The sequence below is a fragment of the Pseudomonas sp. TMB3-21 genome, from assembly GCF_054898145.1.
In genome coordinates, this window is sequence record NZ_CM142718.1 from 2,480,497 (window position 1) to 2,494,428 (window position 13,932).

At 58.7% G+C, this 13,932-nt stretch carries 13 protein-coding genes and 4 tRNA genes; 8 read left to right on the top strand and 9 right to left on the bottom strand.

What is annotated here, in order from left to right; translation table 11 throughout:
- Nucleotides 1-107 precede the first annotated feature (107 nt).
- Nucleotides 108-1,130: an outer membrane protein assembly factor BamD gene (locus ACYZTS_RS11425; protein ID WP_461995950.1), complete on the bottom strand. Its 1,023-nt coding sequence runs from the start codon at nt 1,128-1,130 to the stop codon at nt 108-110.
- A 151-nt stretch (nt 1,131-1,281) separates the two neighbouring features.
- Here ACYZTS_RS11425 and rluD point away from each other — a divergent pair, with 151 nt between their 5' ends.
- From rluD to ACYZTS_RS11460, 7 genes are all read left to right on the top strand, one after another.
- On the top strand, nt 1,282-2,244 hold the full coding sequence (rluD, locus tag ACYZTS_RS11430) for a 23S rRNA pseudouridine(1911/1915/1917) synthase RluD (RefSeq protein WP_028623361.1): 963 nt from the start codon (nt 1,282-1,284) through the stop codon (nt 2,242-2,244).
- Nucleotides 2,241-2,966 carry a peptidoglycan editing factor PgeF gene (pgeF, locus tag ACYZTS_RS11435; RefSeq protein WP_461995952.1) on the top strand — a complete coding sequence of 242 codons (726 nt, stop codon included), beginning with the start codon at nt 2,241-2,243 and terminating at the stop codon, nt 2,964-2,966. Before rluD ends, pgeF begins: the two co-directional genes overlap by 4 nt.
- 130 nt (nt 2,967-3,096) lie before the next feature.
- Nucleotides 3,097-5,661, top strand: coding sequence for an ATP-dependent chaperone ClpB (gene clpB / locus ACYZTS_RS11440; protein ID WP_461995954.1), 2,565 nt, complete (start codon nt 3,097-3,099; stop codon nt 5,659-5,661).
- A gap of 316 nt (nt 5,662-5,977) precedes the next feature.
- Nucleotides 5,978-6,053 (top strand) — tRNA-Asn (locus ACYZTS_RS11445).
- 9 nt (nt 6,054-6,062) lie between these two features.
- A tRNA-Pro gene (locus tag ACYZTS_RS11450) sits at nt 6,063-6,139 on the top strand.
- 5 nt (nt 6,140-6,144) lie between these two features.
- A tRNA-Lys gene (locus tag ACYZTS_RS11455) sits at nt 6,145-6,220 on the top strand.
- Nucleotides 6,221-6,315: 95 nt separating this feature from the next.
- Nucleotides 6,316-6,392 (top strand) — tRNA-Pro (locus ACYZTS_RS11460).
- A gap of 148 nt (nt 6,393-6,540) precedes the next feature.
- Here the strand turns inward: ACYZTS_RS11460 and ACYZTS_RS11465 are convergent.
- The 8 genes from ACYZTS_RS11465 to ACYZTS_RS11500 all read right to left on the bottom strand — a co-directional run bounded on the left by ACYZTS_RS11465 (nt 6,541) and on the right by ACYZTS_RS11500 (nt 13,027).
- Nucleotides 6,541-6,954, bottom strand: coding sequence for an HvfA family oxazolone/thioamide-modified RiPP metallophore (locus ACYZTS_RS11465; protein ID WP_028623364.1), 414 nt, complete (start codon nt 6,952-6,954; stop codon nt 6,541-6,543).
- A 312-nt stretch (nt 6,955-7,266) separates the two neighbouring features.
- Nucleotides 7,267-8,565, bottom strand: a complete 1,299-nt coding sequence (locus ACYZTS_RS11470) for an NAD(P)/FAD-dependent oxidoreductase (RefSeq protein WP_028623365.1) — start codon at nt 8,563-8,565, stop codon at nt 7,267-7,269.
- A gap of 60 nt (nt 8,566-8,625) precedes the next feature.
- The gene (locus tag ACYZTS_RS11475; RefSeq protein WP_461995957.1) at nt 8,626-8,799 is read right to left on the bottom strand and encodes a DUF3094 domain-containing protein; all 174 of its coding nucleotides are present in this window, start codon (nt 8,797-8,799) and stop codon (nt 8,626-8,628) included.
- A gap of 52 nt (nt 8,800-8,851) precedes the next feature.
- On the bottom strand, nt 8,852-9,379 hold the full coding sequence (locus tag ACYZTS_RS11480; RefSeq protein ID WP_461995959.1) for an MOSC domain-containing protein: 528 nt from the start codon (nt 9,377-9,379) through the stop codon (nt 8,852-8,854).
- Nucleotides 9,376-10,002: a DUF1780 domain-containing protein gene (locus tag ACYZTS_RS11485; protein WP_028623367.1), complete on the bottom strand. Its 627-nt coding sequence runs from the start codon at nt 10,000-10,002 to the stop codon at nt 9,376-9,378. The genes ACYZTS_RS11480 and ACYZTS_RS11485 overlap by 4 nt, the downstream gene beginning before the upstream one ends.
- A gap of 45 nt (nt 10,003-10,047) precedes the next feature.
- Complete coding sequence (gene dctM / locus ACYZTS_RS11490) at nt 10,048-11,331, bottom strand: C4-dicarboxylate TRAP transporter large permease protein DctM (protein ID WP_461995961.1); 1,284 nt, start codon at nt 11,329-11,331, stop codon at nt 10,048-10,050.
- Complete coding sequence (locus ACYZTS_RS11495) at nt 11,328-11,960, bottom strand: TRAP transporter small permease (RefSeq protein ID WP_461995963.1); 633 nt, start codon at nt 11,958-11,960, stop codon at nt 11,328-11,330. Before ACYZTS_RS11495 ends, dctM begins: the two co-directional genes overlap by 4 nt.
- Nucleotides 11,961-12,031: 71 nt before the next feature.
- Nucleotides 12,032-13,027: a TRAP transporter substrate-binding protein gene (locus ACYZTS_RS11500; RefSeq protein ID WP_461995965.1), complete on the bottom strand. Its 996-nt coding sequence runs from the start codon at nt 13,025-13,027 to the stop codon at nt 12,032-12,034.
- Nucleotides 13,028-13,239: 212 nt separating this feature from the next.
- Between ACYZTS_RS11500 and ACYZTS_RS11505 the strand changes: the two genes are divergently transcribed.
- Nucleotides 13,240-13,929: an energy-coupling factor ABC transporter permease gene (locus tag ACYZTS_RS11505; protein WP_028623371.1), complete on the top strand. Its 690-nt coding sequence runs from the start codon at nt 13,240-13,242 to the stop codon at nt 13,927-13,929.
- Nucleotides 13,930-13,932: the final 3 nt, after the last annotated feature.

A 13,932-nucleotide genomic window follows, 5' to 3' on the forward strand; every position in this document is an offset into this window, starting at 1 on the left:
AGTTTAGCCAAGGACATCCCCAGCGCACAGCTCAATCATTCGCCGATAAAAAACCGGCAATAAAAAAGGAGCCTCGCAAGGCTCCTTTTTCGGCATAACCCGGTGTGTCAGTCGAACACGCCGAACGTCATGTAGCTGAACCACGAGCGGTCGCTGTTGTTGACTTCCGACTCTTGTTCCTCTTCTTCCAGCACGTCGCCGTTTTCATCGCGCGGCTTGAGTTCGCTAGGAATGGCGTCCTTGGCGTCCTGGAATTGCTTCTGCACGTCCTGGTTGGCGCGAGTTTCACCCGGCGGCAGCGGTGGACGCGATTCGATCAGGCCCAATGTTGCCTTGCTCAACCATGAACGGTTGTCAGCCTCGTCCCGCGAAGGCACGAACTGACCGTCCTGCAGGCTCGGGTGATCCGGGTAGTTCAGCTTCAGGGTTTCCAGGCTGGTGGCCGCCAGTTCGTCCAGGTGCAGACGCTGGTAGGACTCGGTCATCACTGCCAGGCCGTCACCGACCGCAGGGGTTTCCTGGAAGTTTTCCACCACGTAACGGCCACGGTTCGCAGCGGCGACATAGGCCTGACGAGTCAGGTAATAGTCGGCGACGTGAATCTCGTAAGCCGCCAGCAGGTTGCGCAAATAAATCATGCGCTGCTTGGCGTCCGGCGAGTAGCGGCTGTTCGGGAAGCGGCTGGTCAGCTGCGCGAACTCGTTATAGGAGTCGCGAGCAGCGCCCGGGTCACGCTTGGTCATGTCCAGCGGCAGGAAACGCGACAGCAGGCCGACGTCCTGGTCGAAAGACGTCAGACCCTTGAGGTAATACGCGTAATCCACGTTCGGATGCTGAGGGTGCAAACGAATGAAACGCTCGGCGGCAGACTTCGCAGCCTCAGGCTCGGCGTTCTTGTAGTTGGCGTAGATGAGCTCGAGTTGAGCCTGATCAGCGTAGCGACCGAACGGATAACGCGACTCCAGCGCCTTCAGCTTGGCTGTGGCGGCGGTGTAGCTGTTGTTGTCCAGATCGCGCTGAGCCTGCTGGTACAGCTCGACCTCGCTCAGGTTTTCGTCGACGACTTCCTTCGATGAGCAAGCAGCGGTCAATGCGAGGATGGCGATCAGCAGCAGGTGTTTCACTTGCATGGCGGCTTGCGTCCCTATGACGGCCGCTGTCTTGGGCGGGGCCGTCCTGTTATGATGAGCGCCCCGTTGAATAGCCTCGGGGCAAAAGACGCCGTATTTAACCACAAGCGCGCAGCCGAAACCAAAGGCTGTGCCGACGCCTAGTCTGAGCATGTCCGATAAAATTGAACTTCGCGCAGAGGTGCCGTCCGAATTGGGCGGCCAACGCCTCGATCAAGTCGCCGCACAATTATTCGCTGAGCACTCGCGCTCGCGCCTTTCCGCCTGGATCAAAGACGGCCGCCTGACTGTGGATGGGGCGGTTATCCGCCCGCGAGACATCGTCCACGGTGGCGCCATTCTTGAGCTTACTGCCGAGCAGGAAGCTCAGGGTGAATGGATCGCTCAGGACATCGAGCTGGACATCGTCTATGAAGATGACGACATCCTGGTGATCAACAAACCGGCGGGTCTGGTGGTTCACCCGGCTGCCGGTCACGCCGATGGCACCTTGCTCAACGCCTTGCTGCACCACGTGCCGGATATCGTCAATGTGCCCCGCGCCGGCATCGTGCATCGTCTGGACAAGGACACCACCGGTCTGATGGTGGTGGCCAAGACCATTCAGGCGCAGACGCAGCTGGTTACACAGTTGCAGAGCCGCAGCGTCAGTCGCATCTACGAGTGCATCGTCATCGGCGTAGTGACGGCGGGCGGCAAGATCAACGCGCCGATCGGTCGTCACGGCCAGCAACGCCAGCGCATGGCGGTGATGGAAGGCGGCAAGCAAGCCGTCAGCCACTACCGCGTGCTCGAACGTTTCCGCTCCCACACACACGTGCGGGTAAAACTGGAAACGGGGCGGACGCACCAGATTCGTGTGCACATGTCTCACATCAACTTCCCGTTGGTCGGAGACCCTGCCTACGGCGGTCGTTTCCGCATTCCGCCGGCGGCCAGTGTGACCATGGTCGAATCGTTGAAGGCGTTCCCGCGTCAGGCACTGCACGCGCGGTTCCTGGAGCTGGATCACCCGACGACCGGTAAGCGCATGAGCTGGGAATCGCCACTTCCTGACGATTTTGTCTGGTTGTTGACCCTGCTCAAGCAAGATCGCGAGGCGTTCATCGGATGATTGACTGGCTGATTCCCGACTGGCCTGCGCCTGCCGGGGTGAAAGCCTGTGTGACCACCCGTGCGGGCGGCGTCAGTCTGGCGCCGTTCGATAGCCTCAACCTTGGCGATCACGTCGACGACAACCCGCAAGCGGTTGCAGAAAATCGCCGTCGCCTCACCAATCATTTTGCCATCCAGCCAGCCTGGTTGAAGCAGGTCCACGGGATCGCTGTGGCACACGCGGACCCCGGTGGCGTGGCCACTGCCGATGCCTGCTGGACGGCGACACCCGGTATTGCCTGCACGGCAATGACTGCCGACTGCCTGCCTGCTTTGTTCTGCGACCGTGCAGGCACTCGCGTAGCAGCGGCTCATGCCGGCTGGCGCGGACTGGCAGCTGGTGTGCTCGAAGCCACCCTCGACTCGCTCGCCGTTGCGCCTGAAGAAATTCTGGTCTGGCTCGGTCCAGCCATTGGCCCAAAAGCCTTTGAAGTCGGCCCGGAAGTACGCGAGACCTTTGTCGAGCAGCTGCCGCAAGCTGCCAGAGCCTTCACGCCCAGCCAGAATGACGGCAAATTCATGGCCGACATCTATGAGCTGGCGCGTTTACGTCTGGCCGCTCGCGGTGTCACTGCGGTTTATGGCGGCGGTTTCTGCACCGTGACCGATCCGTGCTTCTTTTCCTACCGCCGCGCGCCACGCACGGGCCGGTTTGCCTCCCTCGTTTGGCTGGAACGCTAGACTTCCCTGATCTGCATCAACTGATCGACGCTTGAAACTCCCAGAATCGACCGCATCTACAGTGGTATCTGGCAGGTTTCTTCATTCAGGATGTTTTATAGGTCCGGCCTGCTCAAAAGGAAGGTGACCCATGCGTATAGATCGTTTAACCAGCAAATTGCAGTTAGCTCTATCCGACGCCCAATCTCTGGCTGTCGGCCTCGACCATCCCGGCATTGAGCCGGCGCACTTGATGCAAGCCATGCTTGAACAGCAGGGTGGTTCGATCAAACCCCTGTTGATGCAAGTGGGTTTCGACGTCAACAGCTTGCGTAAAGAGCTGACCAAAGAACTCGACCAACTGCCGAAAATCCAGAACCCCACCGGCGACGTGAACATGGCGCAGGACTTGGCGCGTCTGCTCAATCAGGCCGACCGTCTGGCCCAACAGAAGGGCGACCAGTTCATTTCCAGCGAGCTGGTGTTGCTCGCCGCGATGGACGAGAACAGCAAAATCGGCAAACTGTTACTCGGCCAGGGCGTCAGCAAAAAAGCTCTGGAAAATGCAATCAACAACCTGCGTGGCGGCGAGGCGGTCAATGACGCCAACCACGAAGAGTCGCGCCAGGCGCTGGACAAGTACACCGTCGACCTGACCAAGCGCGCCGAAGAAGGCAAGCTTGATCCGGTAATCGGCCGTGACGACGAAATTCGCCGGACCATTCAAGTGCTGCAACGCCGCACCAAGAACAACCCGGTGCTGATCGGTGAGCCTGGCGTCGGTAAAACCGCGATCGCCGAAGGTCTGGCGCAGCGCATCATCAACGGTGAAGTGCCGGACGGCCTTAAAGGCAAGCGGCTGTTGTCGCTGGACATGGGCGCGCTGATTGCCGGCGCCAAGTACCGTGGCGAGTTCGAAGAACGCCTGAAATCCCTGCTTAACGAATTGTCGAAGCAGGAAGGGCAGATCATTCTGTTCATCGACGAGCTGCACACCATGGTCGGCGCCGGTAAAGGCGAAGGCTCGATGGACGCGGGCAACATGCTCAAGCCGGCACTGGCACGTGGCGAGCTGCACTGCGTCGGCGCAACCACGCTGAACGAGTACCGCCAATATATAGAGAAGGACGCCGCACTCGAGCGTCGCTTCCAGAAAGTATTGGTGGAAGAGCCGAGTGAAGAAGACACCATCGCTATACTGCGGGGCCTGAAAGAGCGCTATGAAGTTCACCACAAAGTGGCGATCACCGATGGCGCAATCATCGCGGCGGCCAAGCTCAGTCATCGCTACATCACTGACCGCCAGCTGCCGGACAAAGCTATCGACCTGATTGATGAGGCGGCCAGCCGCATCCGCATGGAGATCGACTCCAAGCCGGAAGTGCTCGACCGTCTGGAGCGCCGTCTGATCCAGCTGAAAGTGGAATCCCAGGCGCTGAAGAAAGAAAGCGATGACGCCGCGAAGAAACGTCTGGAAAAACTCCAGGAAGAAATCGCCCGTCTCGAACGTGATTATTCGGATCTGGAAGAGATCTGGAACTCGGAAAAAGCCGAAGTCCAGGGTTCTGCCCAGATTCAGCAAAAAATCGAACAGTCCCGTCAGGAGCTGGAAGCCGCGCGCCGTAAAGGCGACCTGAACCGCATGGCCGAGTTGCAGTACGGGGTGATCCCGGATCTGGAACGCAGCCTGCAGATGGTCGACCAGCACGGCAAAAGCGAGAATCAGTTGCTGCGCAGCAAGGTGACCGAGGAAGAGATCGCTGAAGTGGTGTCGAAGTGGACCGGCATCCCCGTGTCGAAAATGCTCGAGGGCGAGCGCGACAAGCTGATGAAGATGGAAAGCCTGTTGCACAAGCGAGTCATCGGTCAGGACGAAGCGGTGATTGCGGTTTCCAACGCAGTGCGACGTTCGCGGGCCGGCTTGTCCGACCCTAATCGTCCGAGCGGTTCGTTCATGTTCCTCGGCCCGACCGGTGTCGGTAAAACCGAGCTGTGCAAGGCGCTGGCCGAGTTCCTCTTTGATACTGAAGAGGCGATGGTGCGGATCGACATGTCCGAGTTCATGGAGAAACATTCCGTGGCTCGTTTGATCGGTGCGCCACCAGGCTACGTGGGCTATGAGGAGGGCGGTTACCTGACTGAGGCGGTGCGTCGCAAGCCTTATTCGGTGATCCTGCTGGATGAGGTCGAGAAGGCCCACCCGGATGTTTTCAACATCTTGCTGCAGGTGTTGGAAGATGGCCGGCTGACCGATAGTCATGGTCGTACGGTGGATTTCAAGAATACCGTGATTGTCATGACCTCCAACCTGGGCTCGGCGCAGATCCAGGAACTGGTCGGTGATCGTGAAGCGCAGCGTGCGGCGGTGATGGATGCGATCTCCATGCACTTCCGGCCAGAGTTCATCAACCGGGTCGACGAAGTGGTGATCTTCGAGCCATTGGCGCGGGATCAGATCGCGGGCATCACCGAGATCCAGTTGGGTCGCCTGCGCAGTCGCCTGACCGAGCGGGAGTTGAAACTGGAGCTCAGCCCGGAGGCGATGGACAAGTTGATCGCCGTCGGTTACGACCCGGTCTACGGTGCCCGGCCACTGAAACGAGCAATCCAGCGCTGGATCGAAAACCCGCTGGCGCAGCTGATTCTGTCGGGGCATTTCATGCCCGGCGACACGGCAAAAGGTGTGGTGGAAAACGACGAAATCGTTTTCGTCTGATCCACGCTGGCTGGAAAACCCTGGAGGCCCCGCAATGCGGGGCCTTTTTTTCGTCAGGTTGTTGAACTGAAAGGAAAAGGCTTGTAAAGTGCGCCCCGCAGTACGTCACCCGGAAGGGTTTTTGCTCCCCAAGCAGAAATCTGAAATAAGTTGCAAATCATTAACTTGAAAGCAATTTAAAGGGTTGACAGAGGTGCTTAAGATTGTAGAATAGCGCGCCTCAGACACACGAACGCAGCGATGCGAACGGGTCGAAGAGACGCAATAAAGCTTCAAACGTTGTAATTGAAATATCAGTAGTATTGAAATATGTAGTTCCGTGATAGCTCAGTCGGTAGAGCAAATGACTGTTAATCATTGGGTCCCAGGTTCGAGTCCTGGTCACGGAGCCAATTTCAAACCGGGGTATAGCGCAGTCCGGTAGCGCGCCTGCTTTGGGAGCAGGATGTCAGGAGTTCGAATCCCCTTACCCCGACCATTTTTGGGTCGTTAGCTCAGTTGGTAGAGCAGTTGGCTTTTAACCAATTGGTCGTAGGTTCGAATCCCACACGACCCACCATTTTTGAAACCAGTTAACGCTGGGATCAGATCTTAAGATCAGACGCCAAAAGCTCTGTTCGCAGAAGGCGCCTTTTAAAGGTGCCTTTTTTTTACCGGGGTATAGCGCAGTCCGGTAGCGCGCCTGCTTTGGGAGCAGGATGTCAGGAGTTCGAATCCCCTTACCCCGACCATATTAAAAATCCTCGTATCGAAAGATACGGGGATTTTTTTTGCCTGCCGCTCATGCGATGACGCTCGGCCATGGCAGGCCTGGGCTAATCGCGGACGCAAAAAAGCCGCGCTGCCGATCTTGGCAAGCGCGGCTGGATGCCTTATAGCTTAGGCGCCGTCTTGATCTTTCAAATGCTCGAACAGGCCTTTAGGCATTTTCTTGCCATTGGCTTCGAAGTTGGCCTTCACGTTGTCGTAGGCCTCTTGCTCATCAATGAAGCCGTCATGGTTGGTGTCGATCTTGGCGAAATCGGACTTTGGCGCGACTTTTTTGAATTCCGCGCGAGACACCTTGCCGTCGCCATCGGAGTCGGTTTTGGTCATCGACTCATCACCACACTTGCCTTCACCACACTTGCCTTCGCCGCATTTGCCTTCAGGGGTTTTGACCGCCTGTTCTGCCGACGCCAGCAGATAACCTTGAGACAAAGGCTGCGCGGCGAACACCGAGCCGGACAACATCATGCCGCCGGCCAGCACTGCGCCAAGCAAACCGATAGTGTTTTTAGGGGTACGGGACATTTACATTCTCCTGGGTTGCACGACACAACCATCGATAAAGGACGCCACGCAAGTGCGGCGATACCCGTAGCGGGCGGGTTGCCTTGCTCGGGTGTGGCCATTTAGCGTCAGTGGTGTATCGCTACTGTGTCGCGACAGGGGGAGTTTGTAAGCCAAGGGGTGAAACGGCGGAGGAGATACAGTGGGACACAGGAACCAGGTCCAAAGAAACCCGGTGTAGGAGCAAGCTTGCTCGCGATGCAGACAGCGCGGTCGTTCATGTGCACCGCGCCGATGCTATCGCGAGCAAGCTTGCTCCTACAGCAGGTGGCGTTAGTGCAACTTCAACCGAGGCTCGGTTCCGCGCCCGATCTTGCTGCCCAGCATCAACATCGCCGTACGAAATGCGCCGTACAACGCCATCTGGTGCATGCGGTACAGCGACACGTAAAACATCCGCGCCAGCCAGCCCTCGAGCATCACGCTGCCGGTCAGGTTGCCCATCAAGTTACCCACAGCCGAAAAGCGCGACAGCGAAATCAGCGAGCCGTAATCGGTGTATTTGTATTCCGGCAGCGCCTTGCCTTCGATGCGCAGTTTCAGCGATTTCGCCAGCAACGACGCCTGTTGATGCGCAGCCTGGGCCCTCGGCGGCACGTTGCGATCGGTGCCGGGTTGCGGGCAGGCCGCGCAGTCGCCAAACGCGAAGATGTTTTCGTCGCGAGTGGTTTGCAGCGTCTGCAGCACCTGCAGTTGATTGATGCGGTTGGTCTCCAGACCGTCGATGTCCTTGAGGAAATCCGGCGCGCGAATCCCCGCCGCCCAGACTTTCAGGCTGGCGTTGATCACTTTGCCATCGACGGTGATCAGGCTATCGGCCGTGACTTCGCTGACCGCTGCGTTGGTCATGACATTCACCCCGAGCTTCTCCAGGGTTTTATGCACAGGCCCGCCGATGCGCTCCGGCAGGGCAGGCAAGACCCGTGGCCCGGCTTCGATCAAGGTGATGTGCATGTTTTCCGGTTTGATCCGGTCCAGCCCGTACGCCGCCAGTTCATGCGCGGCGTTGTGCAGCTCGGCGGCCAGTTCGACACCGGTGGCACCGGCGCCCACGATGGCGACGCTGATCTGCTCGACCTTGTCGGTCTGCCCGGCATGGGCGCGCAGGTAATGATTGAGCAACTGCTGATGAAAACGCTCGGCCTGCTTGCGCGTGTCGAGGAACAGGCAATGCTGCGCCGCGCCTTGCGTGCCGAAATCATTGGTAGTGCTGCCGACCGCGATCACCAGCGAGTCGTAACCCACTTCACGCGCCGGCACCAGTTCCAGTCCGGCTTCGTCATAGGTGGCGGCCAGCTGGATTTTTTTCTGCGCGCGGTCAAGCCCGCTCATGCGCCCCAGCTGGAACTCGAAGTGGTTCCATTTCGCCTGGGCAACATAGTTGAGTTCGTCTTCGGAGGAGTTCAGAGAACCGGCCGCCACTTCGTGCAACAACGGTTTCCAGATGTGGGTCAGGTTCGCGTCGACCAGCATTACGCTGGCCGTACCGCGCTTGCCCAGAGTTTTACCCAGACGGGTAGCCAACTCCAGACCGCCGGCGCCGCCGCCAACGATGACAATACGATGAGTCATGGGGATATCTCGCAAGGCTAAAAGAAATCGGTGCAATTACCCGAGCGAGCGCTAAGCAGCTCATAGCGTCAGGTAACTGATAAATCGGCTCAACAGGCCTAGACCAATGGTCACTGCGACGACCAGCATAAGGAGCATCCACGGCCGGAAAGGCCGGCGCTCGACTTGGTGCTGCGCCAATTGCAAGTACTCTTCGACATGCTTCTGGTCGTCCGGGTTCAGGCGGCTGGTCATATTGGCCTCGTCAGGTAGACGTTACTGAATGTGAAGAAGCTACAGCGGGGTTTTATCGTACGTTGAACGGAGCATAGCCGGTGTCCGGAATCGGCTCGACGCTCACTGCGTCTTCCAGGCGAATGATCCCGCTTTGTAACACTCGGGCCGTGATTCCACCATGGCCGCGCACAGCCTGAAAAGTCCCTGGGCCGAGGCTGTTCTGCAAACGCGCGCAGGGCTGACACCAACCGGTAGTTTCGAAAATCGCCTGGCCGATCCGGAAACGCCGGCCCTTGAGGCTGAACAGATTGATGCCGCTGACGACGATATTGCGGCGCAAGTCCGCAGGCGCCACCGGATGCTCATCGGCACGTCCCAGCAGCGAACTGATCACGGCCAGATGTTCCCACTGAATCAGCGTCACCTGCCGCGCATTGCGCACGCCGGGGCGCGCGCGATCACCGGTCAGGCCCGCTTCGAGGCGCGCTTCAACCGCGTCGAGTTCGATCATCGGCGCGTGCCGTTCCGGGCGTACACCGATCCAGCGAACACGACCTTGTTGCGGCACCTCGGCAATCAATTCCTGCAATGGCGTCACAGGCTGATCCCGACGTCGAAGACGATGCTGCGCCCCAAATTGCTGCGCAGGAAATCCGGCGCATCCGGGTGGGCGAACAACACACGGGCGAAGGTCGGACCGACCAGCGACAACGAGCGCCAGCCCTGGCGCAGGTATTCGGTGGGCGGCGGGAAATGACTGTTGAGGTCGAGCACTTCGCGCTTGAGACTGGCGAAGGCAATGATGTCCAGCTCACCGAGGTCCATACCGCGTTCTTTGTAGTTGTGAGCTTTTTTGCGCAAGGTCGGTGCCAGTCTCAAAAGGAATTCATTGGCAGGGATGCGTTTGGGTTTTGCTTCGCGGCGCACCAGCTGGCTCAGGGAAAACGCGCTGCGTCGACGTTGCAGTTCATCGCGCCACTCGTCATTGAGGCGGCGGCCTTCGTCGAGGACGAAGAACACTTCAAAACTGGCATCGCGAAACAGCACGTCCGGCGGCTCACCGGCGGGGGCGAATTCATCAACGCGGTAGGGAATGTTCAGCCCCTGCAAGAGACGCTGACACACCCACCGCTCCCGCTCCCATTTGCGGGCATTGGAAAGGAACGCGTTGGCTTGCTCGGCCGCAATGGTCAGCAGGCGTAAGTAATCTGAATCATCCATAGACCCAAGCTTAGCGTTCAAATGCGTCGTAATGGTAACGCTCCGTCACGTCATTCCAAGCCAGTTCGGCAGAGCCAGGGAAATCCACGGTACGTAGGTGATCAATATCAGGAACAGCAGCAGGATGATCAGCCATGGCATCGCCGCACGGATAGTGGCGCCCAGCGACATGCCGGTAACCGCCGACGTGACAAACAGGTTGAGCCCCACGGGGGGGGTTATCAGACCGATCTCCAGGTTGACCACCATGATGATGCCGAGGTGAATCGGATCGATCCCCAATTCCATGGCAATCGGAAACAGGATAGGCGCCAGGATCAGGATGATCGCCGACGGTTCCATGAATGCGCCCGCGATCAGCAGCACAATGTTGACCACCAGCAGGAAAGTCACCGGTGTCAGGCCCGCGGCGATAACCCAGGCGGTGATTGTTTGCGGTATTTGCTCCGTGGTCAGCACATGGGCGAAGAGCATGGCGTTGGCGATGATGAACATCAGCATGATGCTCAGCTTGGCCGATTCCAGCAGCACTTTTGGTGTCTCGCGAAACGTCATGTCCTTATAGATGAACAGTGCCACAAATGCCGAGTAGACCGCCGCCACTGCCGCTGCTTCGGTCGGCGTGAACATCCCGGAATAGATGCCGCCGAGGATGATCACCATCAGCAGCAGGCCCCAGATCGCCTTGCGCGCAGCCGTCAGCCATTCACGAATCGACGCCCGCGGCATGGCCGGCAGGTTTTTCCAGACCGCGACCACGTAGATGGCAACCATCAGAAATGTACCCAGCAGCAGCCCAGGCACCACGCCGGCCATGAACAGTTTACCGACTGAGGTTTCTGTCGCCGCCGCATACACCACCATCACGATGGAGGGCGGAATGAGAATGCCCAGCGTGCCGGCGTTGCAGACAATACCGGCGCCAAACGCCTGTGGATAACCGGAACGGACCATGCCTGCAATGGCGATCGAGCCCACCGCCGCCACGGTCGCGGGGCTAGAGCCGGACAGCGCGGCGAACAGCATGCACGCCAGCACGGCAGCGATGGCCAGACCACCTCGGATATGACCGACGCAGGCGTTGGCGAAGTCGATCAGGCGCCGCGCCACGCCGCCTGTGGTCATGAAGGCGCCGGCCAACAGGAAGAACGGGATCGCCAGCAGCGTGTAGTGCTCGGAGGTCTCGAACAGCTTGATGGCCAGCGAGCGTACGGAGTCGGGGCTGAACAACAGGATCGTCAACGAACCGGCCAAACCTAGCGATACAGCAATCGGCACGCCGATGAACATCAGCACGAACAGCGCCACAAAGAGGAAGAGAATGGTCATTTGCGGTCATCCTCATGCTCGGTAAGTTTCAGCACGTCTGCCGCTTCATCGGCCAGGCCCAGACCAGTCTGGCGATTCTGTACGATGCGCACGAAGATTTCGGCAAAGCGGATGAACACCAAGGCGAAACCCACCGGGACAATCAGCCCGATGTGCCATTGCATGATGCCGTAATGGCCCAGGTCTTCGGCACCGATGCCGGCGATGAACAGGGTTTGAATCCATTCGAAACTCGCAACACTGAGCAGGCCCGCGTAGCCGAGGCAGCACAGGCAGGCAATGATACCGATGTAACGCTGCACCGGTTTGCTCGCCAGTTTCACCAGAGCGTCGACGCCGATGTGGCCCGCGGTGCGCACCCCGTACGACAAGCCGAAAAAGATCAGCCAGGCGAACAGGGCCTTGGTCATCGAAATACTCCAGGTCATCGCTTGCGCCATGCCCATGATGCTGTCGCCAATCGCGAACATCGGTTCACTGGCGCTCGGCCACGAGTCGGCGAAGCTGTAAAAAACGCTGTAGAGGTTGTTCAGGATGACGTAAACGAAGGTCACCAGCGTCATCGCTGCCAGCAGGAAAACAATGAAGCCTTCTTCGAAATGTTCCCAGATGCGCCGCAAGGCATTCATGAGTGGCATCTCCCGATCGAGTGACGACTGTGAACGAGCGGCCGCCCGTTAAGGCGGCGCTCACGGGCAGATTACTGAGCCTGATTGGCGGCGTCGGCGGCCTTGATAAGGTCAGCGCCAATATCCGCTTCGAATTTCGACCACACCGGTTTCATCGCTTCACGCCATTTGCCGCGCTGCTCTGGAGTCAGCGTGATGATCTCGGTGGTTTTTGCAGTGAGGATGTTCTGCTTGGCGTCCTGGTTCAGCTTCTCGGCGTCCTTGTTAACCTGCGCCGTCACCTCGACGATGATCTTGTCCAGTTCGGTTTTCACATCCGCCGGCAGGCCGCTCCAGAACTTGGTGTTGGTGATCAGCATGTAGTCGAGCAAGCCGTGGTCGGTTTCGGTGATGAATTTCTGCACCTCGTGCATCTTCTGGCTGTAGATGTTCGAGTAAGGGTTTTCCGCGCCATTCACCACGCCTGTCTGCAAGCCTTGATACACCTCGGCGAAGCTCATTTTGCGCGGGTTGGCGCGCACGGCCTTGAACTGCTCTTCCAGCACGGCGGAGGCTTGTACGCGGAACTTCAGACCTCGCGCATCGGCGGGTTCACGCAGTGCCTTGTTGGCCGACAATTGCTTCATGCCGTTGTGCCAATACGCCAGCCCCGTAATGTTCTTGCCCTCCATCGACTTCAGCAGATTCTGACCTTCAGGGCTGAGCTGAAAGCGATCCACTGCAGCGATGTCGTTGAACAGAAACGGCAGGTCGAACAGCTGCAGCTTCGGCGTGTATTGCTCGAATTTTGCCAGCGACGGCGCAATCAGTTGCACATCGCCTGACAGCAGCGCCTCCATTTCCTTGCCGTCACCGAACAACGAAGAGTTAGGGTACACATCGACCCGGACTTTGCCTGCCAGGCGTTCTTCCACGAGCTTCTTGAACATCAGCGCGCCCTGACCCTTGGGCGTTTGTTCGGCCACCACGTGGGAGAACTTGATGATGATCGGATCGGCTGCCAGCGACAGACCGGACGCCCCCAGCGCCAATACACAGACCGCTGCCTTGCAAAAAGACTTGAGCATTCACATGTTCCTCTTGTTGTTTTGTCGTGTCGTTTATTCCAAAACGCACGGTGGACAGAAAGAGTCTAGGCAATAAATCCATTTACGTCGGTGGGATACGTTACTTAATGCCACCGGGAACCCCGGTGTAGACTGAGGGAGATCCTCAGGGGCACTCTGCTACCCGGGCGACCTCCCGGTTGTATTGGCCCAAGTGCCGGAGACCTGTAGCCATGATCGGCGCCGAATTGTTATCACCGCAGAGCCTCACAGTGGGTTGGCTGATCTATGCGCCGGTACTGCTGTGGGCAATCTGCCGTGTGCCGTGGGTTGAATTGTTCGCGGACAGCCGGCGCCAGCATCTGCTATTCGGCACTGTGTTTGCGCTGTTCATGCTGTGGCTGGTGCGAAGGGATTTCGATACCGGCGTGTCTTACCATTTTCTCGGCATGACGGCGGTGACGCTGCTGCTCGATTGGCCGCTGGCGATCGTCGGCGGGCTGATTGCGCAGGTGGGGCTGATCCTCCTGGGGCGCCAGGACCTGGCCGCAATGGGGGTGAATGGCGCGTTGCTGATTCTGCTGCCGGTGCTGGTGACCGAGTGCTGTGCGATTCTGGTGGAGCGCGCACAGCCGCGAAATCCCTTTGTGTATATCTTCGTTTCGGGCTTCTTCGCGGCGGCGGTCTCGGCGTTGTTGTGCCTGCTGCTGGCCCTGTGGCTGCTGTGGTTCGACGGACGATTCGCCATGCCGTACTGGCTGGAGGATTTCGTCGGTTACCTGTGGTTGATCATTTTTCCGGAGGCGTTCATCAACGGGATGGTGGTCAGCGCGCTGGTGGTGTTCAGCCCTGAATGGCTGGAGACCTTCAACCGCACGCGCTACCTGTCAGCGCCGTGGAAGGATGAAGAGCCGAAACCCTGATCA